This window comes from Rossellomorea vietnamensis, assembly GCF_025398035.1.
Classification (GTDB): Bacteria; Bacillota; Bacilli; order Bacillales; family Bacillaceae_B; genus Rossellomorea; species Rossellomorea vietnamensis_B.
Map to the genome: position 1 here is coordinate 65259 of NZ_CP104558.1, position 21406 is coordinate 86664.

The following is a 21406-nucleotide window of genomic DNA, read 5'->3' on the forward strand; positions in this document are numbered from 1 at the left end:
CATTTTGCGGGAAAGGGTAAAATATGGGCGATTATGCTAAAATAGAGACAGAATAGCTCATCTGAGGAGTGATGACAGTGGAATTATTATTTCTGGGTACGGGTGCAGGAGTACCGGCCAAGCTCCGCAATGTGACCAGTATCGCTTTGAAATTACTGGAGGAACGCGGTGCGGTTTGGCTATTTGATTGCGGGGAAGCAACCCAGCATCAAATTTTACATACAAGCTTGAAACCAAGAAGAATCGAAAAGATCTTCATTACCCACCTGCATGGTGATCACATATACGGGCTGCCGGGGTTACTCGGGAGCCGTTCCTTCCAGGGAGGGGAAACAAAACTGACGGTATACGGTCCTAAGGGGATCAAGGACTTTATCGAGGTTTCCCTCTCAATCAGCAGGACACACCTTCAATATCCCCTTGAAGTGGTGGAAATCGAGGAAGGGGTCATCTTTCAAGATGAAGGGTTCAGTGTAGTAGCAATGGGGCTCGACCATGCTCTTCCTACTTTCGGCTATCGAGTGATTGAAAAAGATAAGCCCGGTGTCCTTCAGGTGGATCAATTACGTGATAGGGGCGTTCAACCGGGGCCCTTGTATAAGAAATTAAAATGTGGTGAAACGGTTCGACTGGAAGACGGGAGGGAGATCGATGGAAAGGATTTTCTAGGACCTTCGATTCCTGGACGGGTGGTCACGATCCTTGGAGATACAAGATTTTGTTCCAATGCGGTGGAACTTTCCAAGTCCGCAGATGTCCTGGTTCATGAAGCGACCTTCAACCGGGATCAAGAAGAGATGGCCCGGGAATATTACCATTCCACGACAAAGCAGGCTGGAAAGACCGCTCTCCTAGCCGGGGCACGACGCCTTTTCCTGACCCATATTTCTTCCCGGTATGCAAAGGAATCATGGGAAGAATTGGAGAAGGAAGCAAGGGACGTCTTCCCGGAAAGCTATATGGCAAGGGATTTCATGGAATACGACATACCTTTAAAGAAATAGGGGGGAGTGGGATGAAGGAGATCTATATCGTCCGTCATGCGAAAGCGGAAGGACAGCCCTTTGATACACCGTTAACGGAGGAGGGGGAACGTCAGGCACGTCAATTAGCATCCTTTTTAGAAAATCGATCCATTCAAGCGATTTATTCAAGTCCCTTCATAAGGGCACTGGACACGATCGCTCCTTTTGCTGATCGCTCAGGGCTCCGGGTCCAGAAGGATGACAGGCTGGGAGAAAGGGTGCTGAGCGATCAGGATCTTCCTGATTGGATGGAAAAGTTAAAGATGAGCTTTGAGGATTTTTCTCTCTCATTACCTGGCGGGGAATCCAATCAAATGGCGATGGAACGCGCAAGGTCCTTCGTCGATGAGGTGATGGGAAAAGAAGAGGAACACATTGTCTGTGTGAGTCATGGTAATTTAACGACGCTGCTCCTCAGGTTATTTGATGATAGCTATGGATACAATGAACTGTTCGCTCTATCCAATCCCGACGTCTACATCGTCAGGCTGGAGGGGGACCGCGCTTCTGTACAGCGTATTTGGGAGTAGGAATTGCCGTTTAAACAGAAAAAGGGGAATCGAGATGAATTCATTTACATTTGAACATATTTATAATCCGGGTCATATTATAGCTGAAAACGCTCTTTATCTACATATTCATTATCCGGAAATGCTGACGAGGTATGATAGTAACTTTCTTGCATTTAAGAAACAGCCGACTCTTGAAGAATTTATGGAAGCCGCCCGTTTTTTACGGGAATTTCATCAATCAAAAGGCCAGAAGCATGTAAAGTTCCTTCTTCCACAAGATCACAAACCTTCAGAAGATCTGATGGACTATTGTAAAAAAGAGGGATATGACGTCGGGTTCAATGAACTTTATTCCATTGAACCAGATCAATTCCCATTGACGGAAGTGAATCCTGATATAGAAGTCAAGGAAGTGGGCAAGGAAGAACTCCAGGATTATCTTTCTTTTCAGTATGAGCAGGACATGGACTTTGGTCCGGATTTTGCCGACCAAAAGGTGGATATGCATAAGCGGAATTTTGAAAATCCCCGTATCATGCAGCTTCTGGCTTTCTATAAGGGGACGCCGGCCGGATCCGTGGATGTGATCATCGAAGAAGATTCAGCGGAAATAGACGGTTTGATGGTTCACGAATCGTTTCAAAAGAAGGGGATCGGAAGCAGGCTGCAGCGGTATGTCATGGAACGGTTCCCTGACACGTTTATCATCCTGGTTGCGGACGGGGAAGATACGCCAAGACTGATGTACCAAAAGCAGAATTACCGTTGTCTAGGGTTCAGATATGAAGTACAGAAGGTGTATGAATAAATAAAACAAGAGGGGGGACTTCTGGTCCACCCTCTTGTTTGCGTATTTTTTATTTCCAGCCGCGCTCATACTGTTTAGGTGCTTCGATTTCAACACCGAGCTCTTTGGCCGCCGTTCTCGGCCAGTAAGGGTCACGAAGCAATTCCCGTGCAAGGAGGATGACGTCCGCCCGTTCATTTTGCAGGATTTCTTCCGCCTGGATGCCTGTTGTAATCAGTCCAACCGCACCCGTGTCAATGTCGGCACCGTTCTTGATGGTCTCGGCAAGCTTCACCTGATAGCCGGGGAATACCGGGATCCGTGCCGGTACCAGGGCGCCTGAGCTGACATCGATCAAATCGACGCCTTGCTCTTTCATCCATTGTGCAAATACGACGTAGTCCTCGACGTCCAGGCCTTCGTCGTTATAGTCTTTGGCAGAAACCCTCACAAGCAGCGGTCCGTCCCATACTTGTTGAATACCGTCAATGATTTCACGGAGGAAACGGTAGCGGTTTTCTGCCGATCCCCCGTATTCATCTGTTCGTTTATTGGACAGGGGAGAGAGGAACTCGTTGATGAGATATCCGTGGGCTCCGTGAATTTCAATCACATCAAAGCCCGCTTTCTTCGCTCTTTCGGCCCCTTTGATGAATGCGGTGACGGTTTCTTTCACATCATCCGCTGTCATTTCAACAGGTGTTTTCATTTCATCATTAAATGGAAGGGCTGATGGAGCAAGGATATCTCCTTCGAGTACCGCTTTTCTTCCGGCATGGGCAAGCTGGATACCGGTCTTTGCCCCCTGCTCTTTCATCAGATCCACCAACTCTTTTAAGCCTTCAATCTGTTCGTCATTCCAGATCCCCAAATCCTGTGGGGAAATCCTTCCCTGTGGTGTAACCGCTGTCGCTTCCAGGATGATGAGTCCGACTCCGCCTACAGCACGGCTCGTATAGTGGGTGCGATGCCAGTTTTCGACTTTTCCATCTTCATGGTGGGAAGAGTACATGCACATGGGTGCCATGACGATTCGATTCTTCAATTCAACATTTTTAAGTTTATATGGTTCGAATAGCTTTGCGTTCATTTCCAATCACCTTTCCATGAGGAATTTATTTCGGGTTTCTAAACAGTAATTCATCATGAGTATACCAACATCACTTTTGACGGGAAAGGAATGTGCTCTATTTTCTTTTCTTCCTCAGCTCCTTCAATGGATAAACCGTCCCGCGCCATTCGACCCCGCCTCTTCTAAACGTCAGGAACGTCGCCCGGGCGATGGAATAGATGAATAACAAGGCTGTGACGGGCAGGGAGAGGATGAGAAGGGCAGACTCATTCGTCATCTCTTTTATGACTTTGAAATAGGTGATGGAAATCAACAAAATGATCAACATGCTTACGGTCCGGATCAGGACGTCCCCGGCAAAGATCGTGAAGAAAGGAAGGACCGTGGAGCAGAACACACCCGTCATGGCAAATAGGACAAGAAGGATGGAGTAATGGAGCCCGGCAAATGTGTTCTTCTCAAGGCCCTGAAAGGCTCCTTTCAAGGAGTGATACCACTCCACCTCCAGCGAGTGAAGGGCAGTGAGGAACGCCTGGGTCTTCCCGCCTTTTTTGATATGGATCCCAAGCTGCAGATCGTCATCGGGCATGTGCTTGATCTTTTCGTAAGTACCGATCTCCTCATAAGCAGAACGTGTGATCAGATTGAATGCGCCGATCCCCACCCCTGTCCCCGAGGAAGGGTCATTCGCTTTCCATGGCCGTTTATAAAAAGAGAAACCGAATAAAAAGAACACAACAAAGCTTTTCAACCAGAATGTCTTTGATTTAATGTTGGGGGCGAGGGTGAGATGATCGAGCTTCTGAGATTGAAAGACCGCGACAGCCCGGGACAGGGTGGAAGGATCTTTATACAGGACATCTGCATCGGTGAACAGGATGAGTGTTCCTTCCGAGATGAGGTATCCTTTATATAATGCCTGATTCTTTCCGAGCCATCCTTTTTCCAGTGTATCGATATGGAGGACACGGATCCGGTTGTCCATTTCCGCCAGTGCTTCAAGTTTTTTCGGTGTGGTGTCCGTTGAACGATCATTGACGAGAATCCATTCAATCCGTTTATAGTCCTGCTTGAGTTGAGATAGAATGCTGTCTGTAATCGCTTCTTCTTCATTCCTGGCAGGCACGATGATGGAGAGAAGCGGGCCGATTGCCTTGCCCGGCAATCCTTCTAGGGAAGAAAGCGTACCCAACCCCCTCCACACCTCGATGGCGAGAACGATCCAGACGACTAGGACTGCAGAAAGTAAAATGAGGAGTAGATTCATCTGTGTCGACCTTCTTTTTTGCTTTGATTGTATCACTGAAACGGGATCCCCTGCGAATCATGATCGGCTGCAGGTTTTATTTTTTCAAAGAATTCTCCTTTAATTCATGTCCAAGTGTTTGAGAGCGGTTATTTGCGGAAGAAATGCACTTGAAAAAGGCATCCCTGACTTGGTGGTCTTCCAGCGCAGCGATTCCCGCTTCGGTCGTTCCACCTGCACTGGTCACATTTCTTCTTAATTCCCGGGCTTCCAATCCGGATTCTGAAAGCATGGCACTTGCCCCGGCGATCGTCTGGGTAACAAGGCTTTCAGCGAGGCCCTCTTCCAGTCCCAATTCTACTGCAGCATGTTTCAGTATTTCGGCTACGTAATAGATATAAGCTGGCCCGCTCCCTGAAAGAGCCGTGATCAGGTCCAATTTCTCTTCTTCTACCTCCGCTGCTATGCCGACAGACTGAAATAGTGTTTTTGTCCATTCCTTCTGGGAGGGTGAGAGATATTGATTGAAAGCCACCGCCGTTGCCGACTTCCCCATGGCTGCACTTGTATTCGGCATGGCTCTCGCGATGGCTCCCTTAAAGTCCAGCCTGTCGCTTATATGTTCCATGGTGATGCCTGCGAGGACAGAGATGATTAGCGTATTCCCGGAAAGGTAGGGTCTGACAGAATCTGCTGCTTCATGAAAGTCCTTTGGTTTCATGGCGAGGATGATGACATCATAGCGTGACGCCCGGTTTACCTTCCGGATACAGAATTCATGCATGATTTCATTTAAACGCTCCTGATTGGCCCGATTGGTTACATATACTTCTTCATTATTCAATACACCGGCTTTCAATGCACCGCTCATTAAAGCATGAGCCATCGACCCTGCTCCGATAAATAATGTCTTCATTCGCTCATTCCCCCTTCTGTTTTTGAAAAAAAAACAGACCCTTTCATCCATAAAGGACGAAAGGGTCTCGCTTCCGTGGTACCACCTTGTTTTGTCCATTTTCCAAGAAGAAGATGAACACACTCCATTTCCATTAACGCTGGACGACGTTCTGCTTTAAGACGCTCAAAAGGCAGGTTCACAAATAGAGAGGACGACGGTGCCTTTCAGCCGGTGGGCCCCGATCTCTTGTGTCATCTATTCATTACTAATCTTTCTCATCGCTTTATTCTATATCAATATGTAATGGGTGATGAATGGAATAAATCTATATTATAGGTGATTATCGTAGAAATACAGCTTATCTGTCAAGGGTTTATTTTTAGTATATTCACACTTTTTAAAAATGACATCATGCTGAAAAAAATGTACACTAGGTAATGAAGGATCATTCATTTTCTGGAAATGAGTGACAAAACGGGAAGGTACCGTATTGTCTGTACCTTTTTATTATGAAGAATGTGGTGAAACTATGACAACTTTAGTGAATGATATCGCAAAAATCACACTTTCCACTCCTTTTGCCGTGGGAGATGTGAATGTTTATTTAGTCAAGGGGGATGCCTTGACCCTGGTGGATGCAGGTCCTCTTACAGATATGGCCTGGATGCAGCTGACTGAGCAATTGTCCCTTTTAGGGTACACACCTCAGGATATCGAACAAATCGTTTTGACGCATCATCATCCCGATCATGCCGGCCTGCTTGATCGGTTCTCATCCGACGTCACGGTATATGGTCACACGTATAATCGATTCTGGCTCAAGCGTGATGAGCACTTCCATGAAGAGTATGACCGTTTCTTCACGAAGCTTGCCATGGAATCGGGGCTCCCTGAAGAATATCTCCCGGCCATCCCGAAGTTCAAGAGTCCTTTGAAATTCATGGGGAACCGAAAGCTGGATGTGGCGATAGCAGAAGGGGATGGCCTTCCCGGACTGGGAGGGTGGTCGGTCATTGAAACCCTTGGTCACGCCCAGAGTCACTTATCCTTTTACAGGGAACGTGATGGCGTTCTGATAGCGGGCGACCATATACTCGCCTCTATTTCTCCCAACCCCCTCATCGAGCCGCCATTTGAAGGGGAGATGGAGCGTACAAAGCCATTGCTGCAGTACAATGCTTCATTGAAAAAACTTCTTGATTTTCCGATTTCCCTCGCCTACACAGGACATGGAGACAACGTTACGGATGTTCATGGGTTGATTCCGAGGAGATTAGGGAAACAAGAAGAAAGAGCAAGAGATGTATTCGGCATGATCAAAGGAAACCGCGTGACCGTATTTGAGATATGCAAGAGGTTATTTCCCTCCGTGTATCGAAAGGAGCTCGGTTTGACATTGTCCGAGACCATCGGGCAATTGGATTACTTGGAATCCAATCAATTTATACGGAAAGAAAAGCATGAAGGAATCTATTATTATTTTGCTTAGGAAGATGTGACTGACATGAACAGGAGAATCAATGGAAAAACGATTATCATTACCGGTGCCTCGGGAGGAATCGGGGAGCAAATGGCCATAAAGGTTGCGGAAAATGGCGGGAATCTTGCATTGATCGCACGCCGTGTCCACCTGCTCCAGGCATTGAAGGAAAAGCTGACAACAACATTCAACTGCAAGGTGGAAGTATATCCTTTAAACGTCACGGATTATGATCAGATCCCCCTTGTTTTCACTGCCATCCGGAAGGACTTTGGATCCATCCATGCCCTGATCAATAACGCAGGATATGGAATCTTCCAGGAAGCACACGAAACCTCCTTCCAAGATGTAAAAGGGATGATGGATGTGAATGTTCTTGGCCTTATGGCATGTACAGGGGAAGTCCTTCCTTACATGCGTGAACAGGGGTTTGGCCACATCATCAATATCGCTTCACAGGCAGGGAAGTTTGCCACTCCGAAATCAAGTGCCTATTCCGCTTCCAAGCATGCTGTCCTCGGATATACGAACAGTGTCAGGATGGAAGCAAGAAGATACGGCGTGAAGGTGACGGCGGTGAACCCCGGACCAATCGCCACCGATTTCTTCTCCATTGCCGATGAAACCGGCACGTATGTGAAGAATGTGGAGAAGTTCATGCTTGATCCTGCATTTGTCGCTGGGAAAGTAGTGGATTCACTCTTTACCAATAAAAGAGAAATCAACCTGCCCCGATGGATGAATATAGGAAGCAAGTTCTATCAATTATTCCCATCTTTTGTCGAAAAAGTAGGAAATAACCTTTTTTTCAAAAAATAGTGAAACCAAACAGTGCCATCAATCGTCTAATATAATAAGGGGGGAGTCTATGAAGAAATGTTTGACTGTTATGATCCTTTTTTCCTGTATACTGTTCACCGGATGCGGGCCATCAGCATCTGTCAATTCTCAGGCCAGCACAGATTTCATAGGCTTTGTCACCCAATTGGAAAACAATCAGGTGCTGATCAATGACGTTTGGTTTTCTTTCGATCAACAAACGGTCATGTTGACAGATCAAGATAAAAAGCTTCATAAAGAAGATATAAAGATGGGTAAAAAAGTGAATGTGACCTTTAACGGGGAGATGCAGGAATCCTATCCCAGGAGAGCCTCGGCGGATCAAATGGTATTTCTGACAGATAAAGAGAGCAAAATCGAAGAGACTGTCGTGAACTTAGTCATGAGTGATCCCCGGTTTTCACAGGTAGTCATCCAATCCATCGAAAAAAATCCCACAGGCCTCTATTCGTTACGATTCAAAGACCTTTCCCTTGACCGTGATGTCCATGTGATGGTGAATGTCGAGAATGAAAGGGTCATTGTCCCGATACATACTTCTACCAAATAACAAAGAAGAAAGCGTCGATTACACATCGGACGCTTTCTTTTTTTTTGAGGTTACACCTCAGGGAAGAAGGGTATGCATGAGAGAGTGGGAAATATTTTGCGTTAAACGGGTAGAATTTTTGTTTCAGAGGAAAACTATGATTATTGTCGGAAAAAGGATGTGGGTGTATGATAGGGATTCTTTTGGCCCTGATCCCCGCGGTCGCGTGGGGAAGTCTTGTGTTTGTAAGTGTAAAACTTGGAGGGAATGCCTACAGTCAAACGGTCGGGATCACGGTTGGTTCCCTGCTGTTTGCGATTGGCGTCTTCTTCATCAAGTCCCCTGAGTTAACGTTATTTGTCTTTGGCATCGGGTTTATTTCCGGCGTCTTCTGGGCTGTCGGGCAAGTGAACCAGCTGGCCAGTGTGAAATTCATCGGCGTTTCGAAAACCGTCCCGATTTCAACGGGGATGCAGCTGATCGGAACGACGCTCTTTGGTGTTCTGGTATTTAAAGAATGGAAAACGACTGAAACGATCCTCCTTGGAAGCGGGGCGGTTCTGGCCCTTATCATCGGGGTCGTCCTCACCTCCTTCACACAGAAGTCCGAAGGAGATGAAGGCTCTCAATTGAAAAAAGGTCTGTTGACGCTGCTCCTTTCCAGTTGTGGATACATAGCCTATGTCGTCATATTAAGATGGTTTGATATTGACGGATGGCAAGCGATTTTACCACAGGCAATCGGTATGTTCATCGGAGCCGTTGTCATCACATTCAGGCATAAGCCATTTAACAAATATACGGTTCGAAATATCTTAACCGGACTTATGTGGGCATCCGGGAATCTCGGATTGCTTCTTGCCCTGCCCCGGATCGGTGTGGCGACAAGCTTTTCCCTCTCCCAAACGGGAATCGTCATTTCCACTCTCGGTGGTTTGTTCTTCTTAGGGGAAAAGAAATCTAAAAAGCAAATCCTCCTCGTCATCGCAGGGTGTGTCCTGATCATCATCGGCGGGGTTCTATTGGGCTTTACGAAAGATTAAGGAGGAATGGGACATGTATACAGATTTAACGGATAAGGTTGTCATCATAACGGGTGCCGCTACTGGTATAGGAAAGGCGATCGCTAAACGCTTTGCCTCTGAAGGCAGTAAGGTGGTCATTAATTATTTCAAAGAAGAAGAAAACCCTGAAGGACTTGTAAAGGAAATCGAAGAAGCAGGCGGGACAGCCTCCATCATTCAAGGGGATGTGTCAAAAGAAGAGGATGTCCAGGGGTTTGTCCGCTTTGCTCATGACACATATGGCCGTTTGGATATCTATGTGAACAATGCGGGAATCGAAAATGAAGTTCCGTCTGAAAATCTGCCGATTGAAGATTGGCAAAGGGTCATCAACACGAACTTGACAGGTACATTCCTCGGTTGCCGTGAAGCGGCGAAATACATGCTCGAGCATGGCATCAAGGGATCGATCATCAATGTATCGTCTGTCCATGAAATCATCCCGTGGCCTCACTTCGCTCATTATGCAGCCAGTAAAGGTGGGGTGAAACTGCTGATGGAAAGCCTGGCGCTGGAGTTTGCACCAGATGGGATACGGGTGAACAATATTGCTCCAGGGGCCATTGATACACCCATCAATGCCGAGAAATTTTCCGATCCGGAAAAGAAAAAAGGAGTGGAGAAGCTCATTCCCCTCGGCTACATCGGAGAACCTGAACAGGTCGCTTCCTGCGCTGTTTTCCTAGCCTCCGATCAGGCAAGCTACGTTACGGGTACAACGCTCATCGCCGATGGGGGCATGACGAAATACCCGGGATTCCAAGCTGGAAAAGGGTGATGAATGATAAAGTAAGTCCAAAATCATTTCTGTGATTTTGGACTTATTTTTTTGTTCTGATCCTGCTGTATGCCAGCTTTTTGCCGATCACTGGATGCCTTGTTGCCTCTGCCCGAGCCGCCTCCGCTTTTCTTTGTCCAGCTCCAGGGCTTAGAGGCTCGAGGTCATAAGTCAAACCTGCCAAAAAGGCAAAGAACGCCTTTCCGGCAGGTTCGTCTTATGCTTGTCGCCTCTGGGCAAAGCCCTTCCGCTTTTCTTATTATTCTCTCTGTTTCCAGTAATTTAAGTTGAAAGGGAACGTATATTCGGTTAGAATCATAACTATACTATATAAGAACGTTTGTTCTATTTTGGGTAAGATGGAGGATGAGGATATGACTGTCGATTACAGTGTGCTGCCACACCACAAGATTTTGTGCATCGATATGAAGAGCTTTTATGCTAGCTGTTCGGCTGTCATGGAGGGGTTGGATCCCCTTGAATGTCACTTGGCTGTAGTGGGGGATAAAAGTCGGCAGGGAAGCATCGTACTGGCGGCCTCACCCAGGATGAAGAGGGACTTTGGAATCAAAACGGGTTCGAGGATGTTTGAAATTCCAAACGACCCGAGAATCCAGCTTGTAGAGCCGAAGATGGCGACGTATGTCCGGATCTCCACGGAGCTGACCCGCCTGTTTCATCGTTATGTTCCGAAGGATGCCATCCACACGTACAGTGTGGACGAAAGCTTCATTAAGATTGATGGAGCGACGGGTCTCTGGGGGGACGCAGCCACCATCGCCGGCAAAATCAAAGACGATATGGAAAGGGAATTCCAGCTTCCGTGTGCCATCGGAATCGGCCCCAATATGCTCTTGTCCAAGCTGTGCCTGGATCTTGAAGCAAAGAAAGAAGGAATTGCCGAGTGGACCTATGAAGACGTTCCGGAAAAGCTGTGGCCGCTCTCTCCGCTCCGGGAAATGTGGGGGATTGGAGGACGCCTTGAGAAGACCCTCAATCGCATGGGCATCTTCTCCATCGGGCAATTGGCGAAGTATGACCTGGAGAAGCTGGAGGCGAAGTTCGGTGTGATGGGGAACCAGCTTTATTACCATGCATGGGGGGTGGACCTGTCCGAAATAGGGGCACCGATCATGGATGGGCAGGTCAGCTTCGGCAAGGGTCAGATCCTGCTGCGGGATTATAAGGAGAGAAAGGAAATCAAACGCGTCATTTTGGAAATGTGCGAAGAGGTCGCAAGACGTGCCCGGACCCATCGCAAGGCCGGGCGGACCGTGAGCTTCGGAATCGGCTACAGCCACGAGGAGTTCGGAGGGGGGTTCCACCGGTCGCGAACGATAGAGGAACCGACCAACATCACCATGGATCTGTACCGGGTGTGCCTGGAGCTATTCGAAGAGAACTATAATGGGAAAACCGTACGGAAAATCAATATCGCCCTTTCGAATATTGTAGAGGATGGAGCGCTGCAGGTTTCCCTGTTCGAACCTGACCGCTGGGAAAAACGGGAGCTCGGGTATGTAGTGGACCACATCCGGAATAAATATGGTTCAGGGGCCCTTCTCCGCGCCGTCTCCTATACTGAAGCGGGAACGGCAAGGCATCGTGCCCGTCTGCTCGGCGGACATAAATCATAACGAATGACAGGAGGTGAAGAGAATTGATCCGGGATCGAGGAAGAATCAAATGGACATCCATGATGCTCCCCGAGCACGTGAAGCTCCTGAGGGATTGGGCAAAGGAAGATACACATGAAAAGAGGATCGAACTGGATGAGCAGGAGCTCGACAGGATGAATGAAGTCGTGGCTGAGGCGATGGAGTTTGGTAGAATGGTATCGATCACCCATTACGTGAAGCACCGTCATCAATTATCAATCGGAACCGTTCATCATGTCGACCCATTGGACGGGAAACTGCATGTCGTAGACAGGTTCGAAGACGTACACTATATTCCACTGGCAAGCGTTGTGGATATTCGCTTTTTCGACTGATTTCAAATGAAAAGAGAGACTTCGGGTGAAGTCTCTCTTTTCATTCCATTTACTCTTCGTCCAGTACCTTTTCTGCACGCACACATGATTCAAATTTCCCTTTGTGAGAAGCGTCGCAAAACGGCATGTTGGTTGATAGACCGCAGCGGCAAAGAGTAAACACTTGTTTCGTTGGAAATACATTTCCATCAGCATCGATCAGTTCCACATCGCCGCTTACGCGAAAAGAACCGTTATCATTCACTTTAATTTGAGCTTTTGTCATGAAAACCCACCCTTTCTAGAAAATACAAAAGAATCCCCACTATCGATAGTAAGATGAAAAGAGTAAAAAAGCAATATTCTAAAAGGAACAAATGAAATGTGGTAGGATAAAGGACAGAGGAGGAAAGTCAAATGAAAATCCAACTAACGAACGAAGCAACCCAAAAGCTCGAGGATAAAATAGAAAACAAACAAGGTCACCTGAAACTAAAATATGATACAGAAGGCTGCGGCTGTGTGGTGAGCGGGATTCCTACCCTGTGGTTTGTCCATCACCCTGTGCAAGGGGAAGATATCAAGATCGACACGAACAGTTATCCCATTCTTGTAGAAAAATCAAAGATGGTCTTTCTTGATGAAGAGCTGAAAATCGATTTTTCTTCCCAAAGCAATACATTCCAATTAAAAAGCCCCGCTCAGATCATCAATGGGAGAATGAACTTTTTGATGTACCCTGAGGAATAGAACACAAAAGCTCCGGTGCATGCCATGCCGGAGCTTTTGTGTTCTTAAAACCAAAAATACGCACAAAATATAACCATGAAACCGAAAACCGAAAAAAGGAGAGTCCCTATAAAAAACGGGGAGCGGACCGGCATGAAAATCCGTATCGTAGAAGAGAGCCCGAATTTTTTCAAAAACAACAAGTCTGTATTCATGTTGAAATGAGCATGGTAGGGGATTACCCAGATGACAAATAGGAAGACGGTGCAAGAAATGAACAGTGCATCCAAAAAAGCCAGGTGGAAAAAGAAATAGACAGAAAAAAGAAAAAGAATTTCAATGAAAAGGGTAAGGGAGAAGAGGAAAAGCTGCTGACGAAAGACGGTTAATTTAACAACGAAATAGTCCTCAAATCTTCCCCACAAAGAAGCGAAGAGGGCGATAAGCGCGATCCCTCCAAAAATATTCCCGAAGGCCAATGCAATCTCTCTCATATAATCCACCCCACGTAAAAAACTAGTTATATAAATATTAACATATAATCCCAATTTATTGGGTGGTTAAGGAAGATTATCCATTACTCCGCCAAGAGCTCTTCAAACATCCCCGCCAAAGAAACCCCGGTTTTCCATCCATCAAGTCCACCTTCTACAGACCAGGACGCAGACAGAATGGAATGACAAAATCCATACTGAAGCAACCGCTCATAAGAGAGGGAAAGCAGGGAAGCGATTGTCTCTGTCCTATACCGGAGCAGCTCTAATGGCGCATCCCATTTCTCCCACTCATTCAACATGAACTGAATGCAGTCATATTCCCTCTCGCCGATCAGCCCTTTGGGATCGATGGCAGTCCAGCCGGAAGAATCGGAGTAGAGAATGTTTCCGTGATGAAGATCACCGTGAAGAAGATAGAGATCTGTGGAAGAACTCAGCAATTCCGGATAAAGGGCTTCAGCTTTAGCGACGAGCTCCTGAGGGATGGGGCCGGTTCCCCCGTTAAATCGTTCCCGTAGCCTTCCGATTCCCTTTGACCAGGATTCAACCGTAGGGTAGGGGTGGGTGCTGACAGGTTTATGCCAAAGTCGTTTGGCGGTATGGGAGAAGACAGAAAGGACCTCTGTTTCATCTTCAATCGAGAGAAGGGAAGATCCCGGCATGAGACGGTCTAACAGGATCCAGCCTTCTTCCTTGTTGTAATCGATGACTTTCACCATACCATTACCTTGAAAATCCTGCAGGGCATGAAACTCATTGGAGAAATCACTGTTCGGATACCCGATCTTTAACACGGCGTCCCGCTCACACCCGATCTGGACCGGGATCACGAAGTTATAACTCAGTGAAAAAGGCTCACCGTAGGTTAACTGGAATCGGTCTTTTAATGACTCCATAAGATCTTCCGTATCCGTCATCCAATCATCCCCCGCATCCCCATACATCGTTTGCATTTTTAACCTGAAATCCGTTGGAATCATGAGACGACATCCTTTCCCTTTAAAACAAATTGCTCTAGGAACCGTTGGATCAATTCCTCGTATTCTTCCGGGTTATCATTATACGACTGGGCATGGGTACCGCTGAAATCAAGGAACAGCTCCTTTGGACCCTGCTTCTTCTCAAAAAGATCCTTTGTCATTTGAGGAAGGATGAAATCATCGTTCTTGCTGTGAATGAATAATACGGGTTTTAGAATGTTTTGGACAACCGAAATTGGTGATAAATCCTTTAATGTATAGCCTTGTCGCAGTTTCAGGGTACCGTCCACGAGGGGGAGGAGGAATTTTGCCGGCAACTTCACTTCTGCACTCATCCGGTAAGCAAGCTGTTCACCGAAGTCGGAGAAGGGACAATCGGCAATATAAAAATCAGCCCGATCTTCCACGCTGCCGGCATAAAGAAGCAAAGTCGCTGCCCCCATGGATTCTCCGTGGATTCCAAAGAATACATCGTCTCCTTCACGGCGGATCAGCTCGTCCACGACCGCCTTCAGGTCATATTTTTCAAAATATCCATAGCTCGTGGTCTTACCCCCTGATTCCCCATGGCGCCTGTGGTCATAAATGACGGCATTGAACCCCTGTTTGATGAAAAGGTTCATGTATTTAATGGAATTCCACTTGTTTTCCGTCACTCCATGGGAAAAAATCATGAATTTTTTATGAGGGTATGGCTTCACGAATATCGCTTTAATATCATAACCGTATTGAGAAGGAATCAGGACTTCTTCTTTAGGAAGGGAGTCATACTCTTCTTCGATCAGTCGGGTCGATTCGGTTTCACGTGCGCGGATGAAGTCATCCCCCTTTTTCGGCAAATACATAAATCGATTTGTAATATAAACCCCAAGCAGCCCGATAGAGGACAGGGTGCCGCCGAGGATGGCCCATTTTTTTCTCATGTGTCATCACCTCTAAGAAATGTCGTTTATTTTTATTGTAGCAAATAAAGGAAATAAGCGGAATTTTTGGGGATGAAAAAAAGTGCCTCGTGAAGAGACACTCTTTTTTAGTCCATGTGCAGTTGAGGACTTATGATTTAGCATTTTGTCCTTTAGTTGGATGAATGGCTTTATCCAGTTCTTCTTTCGCCATGGTGTTAGAAACCGTATCTGCATTCGGTTTGCCTTTTTGACTGAATCCTTTGTCGCGTTTTTGGCTCATATGACTCATCTCCTTAAAGGTTATCCCCTTTAGAATGCTCGGAGGAGAGAGGACATATGCACTACTGATTCAATTCATAAAGGCGGTAATAACCGCTTTCCACTGGACGGCTGATATGAGGTTTCACCACGTCGATGGCAAGGGCGAGTTTCTCAAGGTCAACCCCTGTGGAAACCCCCATTTCCTCAAGCATATATACGACATCCTCCGTCGCGACATTCCCTGTTGCACCGGGGGCGAAAGGACAGCCTCCAAGACCGCCGGCACTTGTGTCGAAGCGGTCGATCCCCGCTTCGAGGGACGCAAGGATATTCGCCAGCGCCATCTTCCGGGTGTCATGGAAATGTGCTGTCAGCAATGTGCCGGGTAATTCTTTTTTCAATAATGCAAAGAGATGGTAGGCTTCAGACGGGTTGGCCCGCCCCACCGTATCAGCGACACTCAATTCATCCACACCGAATGAAACGAATTCCTGACAAAGGGAAAGAGTAGCCTCAGGCAGGATCTTCCCTTCATATGGACAGTAGAAAGCGGTCGAAATGCAGGCTCTCACGAAATAGCCCTTTTCTTTCAGCTCCGCTATGAGGGGAGCCAGTCCTTTCATGGCTTCCTCACTCGTTTTATTAATGTTTTTTTGATTGAAGGAATCGCTGACACCGACAAAGACGGCTACAGAACGGCATCCTGTTTCATAGACCCGCTCGATCCCCCTTTTATTTGGTGCAAGAACGATATCACGTGAATCCATGGTCATGCAGGCATCGACAATCTCACCGGCATCCTGCATTTGTGGAACCCATTTAGGGGAAACAAACGAAGTCAGCTCCATTTCTTTCACACCTGATTGTTTCAACCGAAGGATAAATTCTTTTTTAACGTCCGTCGGGACAAAGTTCTTTTCATTTTGCAAGCCGTCTCTCGGACCGACTTCAATGATTGTGGCTTTTTTAGGTAAGTTCATCATTTCACTCCTCCCTCTCCATTTTAAGAAAATTTCGACATATAAATCAATATAAAAATTTTTTGACGAATTTAGAGGAATTTAACCGCTTACATAGAATGAGTTAAAGTGGAACTGTTTTATAGGTTATCAATAGGCAGGCACATCAGTCAGAAGAGAAAGGGAGGAAGAACGATGTCGAATGAAGTTGTCATTGTGAGTGCAGTACGCACGGCCATCGGAAGCTTTAACGGATCTTTAAAAGGTATTTCCGCTCCGGAACTTGGAGCGATTGTCATTAAAGATGCCCTGGAGAAGGCTGGTTTAAGCGGTAATGAAGTGGATGAAGTGATCATGGGGAATGTGTTGCAGGCAGGATTGGGACAGAACCCGGCCCGTCAAGCATCCATCAAAGCGGGACTGCCTGAACAGGTACCGGCCATGACAATTAATAAAGTGTGTGGATCAGGATTAAAAACGGTTCATCTCGCAACACAGGCAATCCTCGCAGGGGATGCAGATATCATCGTTGCAGGTGGAATGGAAAATATGAGTCAGGCTCCATATCTGTTACAGGGAGCAAGAGAAGGATACAAGATGGGGGACCAAAAAGTCGTCGACAGCATGATATCAGACGGTTTATGGTGTGCCTTTAATGATTACCATATGGGTGTGACGGCAGAAAATCTATGTGACCGTTACTCTCTGACTCGGGAAGAACAGGACGAATTCGCTGCATGGAGTCAGCAAAAAGCTGCTGCAGCCATTGAATCAGGCCGATTTGATGATGAGATCGTTCCGGTTTCCATCCCGCAGCGAAAAGGGGATCCGCTCGTGTTCAAACAGGATGAGTTCCCACGTAAAGGATCAACGGCGGAGAAGTTATCAGGTCTTCGGGCTGCCTTCAAAAAAGATGGCTCTGTGACAGCGGGTAATGCATCGGGCATCAATGATGGGGCCGCTGCTGTTGTCGTCATGTCCAGGAAGAAAGCAGACGAACTTGGCATCACGCCTCTCGTGACGATCAAAGGGAATGCCAATGCAGGTGTAGACCCGAGTGTCATGGGGATCGGACCGGTTGCCGCCGTTAAAAAAGTATTGGAAAAAACGAAGATGACAATGGAGGATATGGAATTGATTGAGGCCAATGAAGCATTTGCCGCTCAATCATTGGCGGTGGATAAAGAGCTTCAATTCAAAAAGGATGCCCTCAATGTGAACGGGGGAGCCATAGCACTTGGTCACCCGATTGGAGCCAGCGGTACACGGATCCTTGTGACGCTGATTCATGAGATGAAGAAAAGAGGCGTCCAAAACGGACTCGCTACCCTATGCATCGGTGGAGGACAGGGAGTAGCAACCGTTGTTGAACTTCATAAATAAAGATTAGAGGAGGGACTACAATGAAAGAAGTATACACTTCATATGACGAAGCGGTGGCAGATATTCACGATGGAGCAACCTTGATGGTTGGAGGATTTGGCCTGTGCGGGATCCCTGAAAAACTCATTCTTGCCCTTGTGGAAAAAGGAGTGAAAAACCTGACCGTCATTTCAAATAACTGTGGAGTAGACGATTGGGGCCTGGGTTTATTATTGAAGAATAAGCAGATTGATAAGATGATAGGTTCCTATGTCGGGGAAAATAAAGAATTTGAAAGACAGGTATTATCGGGAGAACTTGAGGTGGAACTCGTTCCCCAAGGGACGCTTGCGGAGAAGATCCGTGCAGGTGGTGCAGGGATCCCTGCCTTCTACACGCCTGCAGGAGTCGGGACACCGGTAGCGGAAGGAAAGGAAACCCGCACATTTAATGGAAAAGAATATCTGCTGGAAGAAGCCTATACAGCCGACTTCTCACTTGTACGAGCGTGGAAGGCCGATAAGATGGGGAATCTGATTTATAACAAAACGGCGCAAAACTTTAATCCGATGATTGCAGCGGCGGGGAAAGTGACGATCGCCGAAGTGGAGGAGCTTGTGGAAATCGGGGACATCAACCCGAATGAAGTGCACACACCGAGCATCTACGTGCAGCGCCTGATACAGGCCGAGCAGGAAAAGCGGATTGAAAGAAGAACAGTGAGACAAGCATAGAAGGGAGAGTGGAACGGGATGGATCGTGCCAAAATGCGTGAAAGAATCGCAAGAAGAGCGGAAAAGGAAATAGAAGACGGTTTCTATGTCAACTTAGGGATAGGGATGCCTACACTGGTAGCCAACTATATCACAGAAAACAAACAGGTTGTCCTTCAATCTGAAAACGGATTACTCGGAATCGGACCATATCCGGGTGAAAATGAAGTCGATGCCGACCTCATCAATGCCGGAAAAGAGACCGTTACGGCGATTCCGGGCTCCTCTTACTTTGATAGCTCGGAGTCATTCGGAATGATCCGGGGAGGACATATTAATATTGCCATCCTTGGTGGAATGGAAGTAGCCGAAAACGGGGACCTTGCCAACTGGATGATCCCGGGGAAAATGATCAAAGGGATGGGTGGAGCGATGGACCTCGTTCACGGTGCCCAGCGCATCATCGTCATCATGGAACATGTCAATAAGGCCGGGGAAAGCAAGATCCTGAAAGAATGCACCCTGCCCCTGACGGGAAAAGGCGTCGTTGACCGCATCATAACGGACCGCGCCGTAATGGATGTAACGGAGGAAGGCTTACTGCTTCGCGAAGTGGCGAACGGCTTCTCTGTGGAGGATATCCAATCATCCACGGATGCGACGTTGATCGTAGGGGATGACGTAGTACTGGAAGCGTATTGATGGAGAGAGCCGGTTAGAAGGGGAGAGTACCTCTTTTGACCGGCTTTTTTTGAGCCTGCCTTTTGACTAAAGTGGAAAAAAGATTTATAACTATGACAGATAGGGGGAATCAGAACATGTCCAAGAAAAAGAAACAGGAAGCCGAATTGACGTTGAAAAATTCCATCAACGGGGACATCTTCGAACAACTGAAACAGAAGAAGGCAGAGCTTGAAAAAGTAGAGTCTGTGAAGAAGGAAGAAGAGCGCCTCCGGAAAATGGAAGAGAAAAAACAGCGTGAGAAGAATAAAAGTTTCGAAGAGCTGTTGAATGAAAGTAATATGAATTGGAAGAACTATAAGGATTGATGCGGGATGTAAGAGTGGTGCCTCATCAAGCAGGCTGGCAGGAGAAATTTGAAAATGAAAAACGCAGTCTGAATAAGCTCCTTCCTGACGCAACCATCCATCATATCGGTTCAACCTCCGTGCCGGGTTTGGCTGCTAAGCCGATCATAGACATAATGATAGAAGTACCAAGCTTAGAGAGCGTTGATGAACGTAGAGAACAATTCAGGCAACTGGATTTTGTCGGAAAAGGTGAGAATGGCATCCCGAACCGCCGCTACTTCTATAAAGGAGAAGGGAATGAGAGAGCCGTACATCTTCATATTTTCCCTTATGGCATTGATCATGTAGTCAGGCACTTGGCGTTTCGTGATTATTTGAGGGGATTTGACAAGGAAGCCAAACGATACGGTGACTTGAAATCAATGCTTGCAAAGAAGTTTCCGCATGATATGGATGGCTACATTCAAGGGAAGGATCAATTTGTGAAAGACCTTGAGGAAAAGGCGTTAAGCTGGTATGAAAAAATAAGCGGGCAGGGAACCAATAAACCCTGACCCGCTTATTTTTATTCAGTCCCTATGTTGCTCATATCGTGATAATTTGGTTAGCTGTTTTAGCATGTCGAGCTCTTCGGAAGATAAAGGTCCCGCATTCACTGCGTTGATATTCTCCTGAAGCTGTTGAACGGAGCTTGCTCCCGGGATGACAGCACCCACCGACTCATGAGCGAGAATATATTGAAGGGCAAGTTCGTTCATTGAACGGTTGTCCCCCAGTTTCCCATGGATGGACTTCAGTGTTTCTTCAAGCTCTTGATAAGAGTAGTCCAGATAGCCATCTTCCTTCATTTTCGCAGAAGCTTTAGACAGCATCTTTTCAGAAAGAAGCCCTTTTGCCAAAGGTCCCCGGGCTACGATGCTGACCTTATTTTCATCCAGCAGGTCCATCCACTCTTCCGGGCGGCGATCGAGTAAGCTGTACTGCATCATGACGCTGTCAATGGAAGAAGAACTTAGAAATCGCTTGATGACATTCGGCCGGATGGAAGAGATGCCGTAATGGCGAATCAGCCCTTCCTTCTTCAACTCTTCAAACGCTTCGATCGTTTCTTCAAAATTGTCTTCGATCGTCCCTCCGTGAAGCTGGTAAAGATCGATATAGTCCACTTTTAAGCGGGATAGACTGTCCTTCACGGCAGACTTGATATAGGATTTGGAAGGGTCCCAGCGCCAGCCGTCTTCCACGTCATCCCAGCGATTTCCTACTTTTGTTGCAAGGATGATGTCGTCCCGGACATCACGGATGGCGTTGCCGACGATTTCTTCGTTTTGCCCAAAATCATATAAATCAGCCGTATCAAGGTAATTGATACCATTTTCTAAAGCATGCTGCACAATTTCCTTCGCAGAACTCTCTTCGGTTCCAAGGGACATACAACCGAGTCCCATCTTTGATACTAATAAATCAGAGTTTCCAATCCGTCTTTTTTCCATGGTATCCGTCCTTTCAACATTAGCACTCTCTATTATATTAACGAAAGTGAGGACGAATAAACAAAGAAAACGGTCGGATTCAACGATTGGCGTCGATCCATTCCTTCACAGTGGAGTACGTTAGACTATATTCCTTCAGCTTCGCCTTGATTTCCCATGCTTTCCCTACCAGGATGATCCGGTCCTTTTCAGCAATCACCTTCAAGGGTTTTCACCTCGATCCTCGAATGGGATATGGTAAAATGTATGAGGACAAGGTCGATGACAGAACAA

At 46.8% G+C, this 21406-nt stretch carries 26 protein-coding genes; 16 read left to right on the top strand and 10 right to left on the bottom strand.

Going from position 1 to position 21406, the window contains the following annotated elements; all coding sequences use genetic code 11:
- The first annotated feature begins 77 nt into the window (after positions 1-77).
- Genes rnz through N5C46_RS00320 form a run of 3 tightly spaced genes read left to right on the top strand, consistent with a single transcriptional unit; the run spans position 78 to position 2345 of the window.
- On the top strand, positions 78-1004 hold the full coding sequence (gene rnz / locus N5C46_RS00310; RefSeq protein ID WP_261750455.1) for a ribonuclease Z: 927 nt from the start codon (positions 78-80) through the stop codon (positions 1002-1004).
- Positions 1005-1015: 11 nt separating this feature from the next.
- Positions 1016-1555 (top strand): histidine phosphatase family protein, encoded by a 540-nt coding sequence (locus N5C46_RS00315; RefSeq protein WP_261750456.1) that lies wholly within the window; start codon positions 1016-1018, stop codon positions 1553-1555.
- 34 nt (positions 1556-1589) lie between these two features.
- Complete coding sequence (locus tag N5C46_RS00320) at positions 1590-2345, top strand: GNAT family N-acetyltransferase (protein WP_261750457.1); 756 nt, start codon at positions 1590-1592, stop codon at positions 2343-2345.
- 49 nt (positions 2346-2394) lie between these two features.
- Here the strand turns inward: N5C46_RS00320 and namA are convergent, their stop codons facing one another.
- From namA to proC, 3 genes are all read right to left on the bottom strand, one after another.
- Positions 2395-3414 (bottom strand): NADPH dehydrogenase NamA, encoded by a 1020-nt coding sequence (gene namA, locus N5C46_RS00325; protein ID WP_224519568.1) that lies wholly within the window; start codon positions 3412-3414, stop codon positions 2395-2397.
- A 97-nt stretch (positions 3415-3511) separates the two neighbouring features.
- A complete protein-coding gene (locus N5C46_RS00330; protein WP_261750458.1) occupies positions 3512-4663 on the bottom strand; it encodes a glycosyltransferase family 2 protein in 1152 nt (383 codons plus the stop codon).
- Between the two features lie 76 nt (positions 4664-4739).
- Complete coding sequence (proC, locus tag N5C46_RS00335; protein ID WP_261750459.1) at positions 4740-5558, bottom strand: pyrroline-5-carboxylate reductase; 819 nt, start codon at positions 5556-5558, stop codon at positions 4740-4742.
- Between the two features lie 511 nt (positions 5559-6069).
- Between proC and N5C46_RS00340 the strand changes: the two genes are divergently transcribed.
- The 7 genes from N5C46_RS00340 (at position 6070) to N5C46_RS00370 (ending at position 12224) form a co-directional block, all read left to right on the top strand.
- On the top strand, positions 6070-7029 hold the full coding sequence (locus tag N5C46_RS00340) for an MBL fold metallo-hydrolase (protein WP_261750460.1): 960 nt from the start codon (positions 6070-6072) through the stop codon (positions 7027-7029).
- Between the two features lie 15 nt (positions 7030-7044).
- On the top strand, positions 7045-7839 hold the full coding sequence (locus N5C46_RS00345; RefSeq protein ID WP_261750461.1) for an SDR family NAD(P)-dependent oxidoreductase: 795 nt from the start codon (positions 7045-7047) through the stop codon (positions 7837-7839).
- 49 nt (positions 7840-7888) lie between these two features.
- Entirely contained in the window at positions 7889-8410 is a 522-nt protein-coding gene (locus N5C46_RS00350) for a YobA family protein (protein ID WP_261750462.1), read from the top strand.
- Positions 8411-8580: 170 nt separating this feature from the next.
- Positions 8581-9432, top strand: coding sequence for a GRP family sugar transporter (locus tag N5C46_RS00355; protein WP_261752420.1), 852 nt, complete (start codon positions 8581-8583; stop codon positions 9430-9432).
- A gap of 13 nt (positions 9433-9445) precedes the next feature.
- Entirely contained in the window at positions 9446-10231 is a 786-nt protein-coding gene (locus tag N5C46_RS00360) for a glucose-1-dehydrogenase (RefSeq protein WP_061809700.1), read from the top strand.
- A 374-nt stretch (positions 10232-10605) separates the two neighbouring features.
- The gene (locus N5C46_RS00365; RefSeq protein ID WP_034758151.1) at positions 10606-11868 is read left to right on the top strand and encodes a Y-family DNA polymerase; all 1263 of its coding nucleotides are present in this window, start codon (positions 10606-10608) and stop codon (positions 11866-11868) included.
- Between the two features lie 23 nt (positions 11869-11891).
- The gene (locus tag N5C46_RS00370) at positions 11892-12224 is read left to right on the top strand and encodes a YolD-like family protein (protein ID WP_261750463.1); all 333 of its coding nucleotides are present in this window, start codon (positions 11892-11894) and stop codon (positions 12222-12224) included.
- Positions 12225-12273: 49 nt separating this feature from the next.
- Here the strand turns inward: N5C46_RS00370 and N5C46_RS00375 are convergent, their stop codons facing one another.
- On the bottom strand, positions 12274-12489 hold the full coding sequence (locus tag N5C46_RS00375) for a CDGSH iron-sulfur domain-containing protein (protein ID WP_034758155.1): 216 nt from the start codon (positions 12487-12489) through the stop codon (positions 12274-12276).
- A gap of 131 nt (positions 12490-12620) precedes the next feature.
- Here N5C46_RS00375 and N5C46_RS00380 point away from each other — a divergent pair, with 131 nt between their 5' ends.
- Positions 12621-12953 carry an iron-sulfur cluster biosynthesis family protein gene (locus N5C46_RS00380; RefSeq protein ID WP_261750464.1) on the top strand — a complete coding sequence of 111 codons (333 nt, stop codon included), beginning with the start codon at positions 12621-12623 and terminating at the stop codon, positions 12951-12953.
- A gap of 556 nt (positions 12954-13509) precedes the next feature.
- Here the strand turns inward: N5C46_RS00380 and N5C46_RS00385 are convergent.
- From N5C46_RS00385 to N5C46_RS00400, 4 genes are all read right to left on the bottom strand, one after another.
- On the bottom strand, positions 13510-14409 hold the full coding sequence (locus N5C46_RS00385; protein ID WP_261750465.1) for an aminoglycoside phosphotransferase family protein: 900 nt from the start codon (positions 14407-14409) through the stop codon (positions 13510-13512).
- On the bottom strand, positions 14406-15332 hold the full coding sequence (locus tag N5C46_RS00390) for an alpha/beta hydrolase (protein WP_261750466.1): 927 nt from the start codon (positions 15330-15332) through the stop codon (positions 14406-14408). Before N5C46_RS00390 ends, N5C46_RS00385 begins: the two co-directional genes overlap by 4 nt.
- A gap of 130 nt (positions 15333-15462) precedes the next feature.
- A complete protein-coding gene (locus N5C46_RS00395) occupies positions 15463-15594 on the bottom strand; it encodes a hypothetical protein (RefSeq protein ID WP_256503904.1) in 132 nt (43 codons plus the stop codon).
- Positions 15595-15655: 61 nt separating this feature from the next.
- Entirely contained in the window at positions 15656-16555 is a 900-nt protein-coding gene (locus N5C46_RS00400; protein WP_261750467.1) for a hydroxymethylglutaryl-CoA lyase, read from the bottom strand.
- Between the two features lie 174 nt (positions 16556-16729).
- Between N5C46_RS00400 and N5C46_RS00405 the strand changes: the two genes are divergently transcribed.
- The 5 genes from N5C46_RS00405 (at position 16730) to N5C46_RS00425 (ending at position 20194) form a co-directional block, all read left to right on the top strand.
- A complete protein-coding gene (locus N5C46_RS00405; protein ID WP_261750468.1) occupies positions 16730-17917 on the top strand; it encodes an acetyl-CoA C-acetyltransferase in 1188 nt (395 codons plus the stop codon).
- 20 nt (positions 17918-17937) lie between these two features.
- Positions 17938-18630, top strand: a complete 693-nt coding sequence (locus N5C46_RS00410) for a CoA transferase subunit A (protein ID WP_034758170.1) — start codon at positions 17938-17940, stop codon at positions 18628-18630.
- Positions 18631-18648: 18 nt separating this feature from the next.
- On the top strand, positions 18649-19311 hold the full coding sequence (locus N5C46_RS00415) for a CoA transferase subunit B (RefSeq protein WP_261750469.1): 663 nt from the start codon (positions 18649-18651) through the stop codon (positions 19309-19311).
- 116 nt (positions 19312-19427) lie between these two features.
- Entirely contained in the window at positions 19428-19658 is a 231-nt protein-coding gene (locus tag N5C46_RS00420) for a YqkE family protein (protein ID WP_261750470.1), read from the top strand.
- Between the two features lie 17 nt (positions 19659-19675).
- Positions 19676-20194, top strand: a complete 519-nt coding sequence (locus N5C46_RS00425) for a GrpB family protein (protein WP_420720430.1) — start codon at positions 19676-19678, stop codon at positions 20192-20194.
- 15 nt (positions 20195-20209) lie between these two features.
- Here the strand turns inward: N5C46_RS00425 and N5C46_RS00430 are convergent, their stop codons facing one another.
- Together N5C46_RS00430 and mciZ are read right to left on the bottom strand one after the other, a co-directional pair.
- Positions 20210-21133, bottom strand: a complete 924-nt coding sequence (locus N5C46_RS00430; protein WP_261750471.1) for an aldo/keto reductase — start codon at positions 21131-21133, stop codon at positions 20210-20212.
- A gap of 79 nt (positions 21134-21212) precedes the next feature.
- Positions 21213-21338 carry a Z-ring formation inhibitor MciZ gene (gene mciZ, locus N5C46_RS00435; protein ID WP_261750472.1) on the bottom strand — a complete coding sequence of 42 codons (126 nt, stop codon included), beginning with the start codon at positions 21336-21338 and terminating at the stop codon, positions 21213-21215.
- Positions 21339-21406 lie beyond the last annotated feature (68 nt).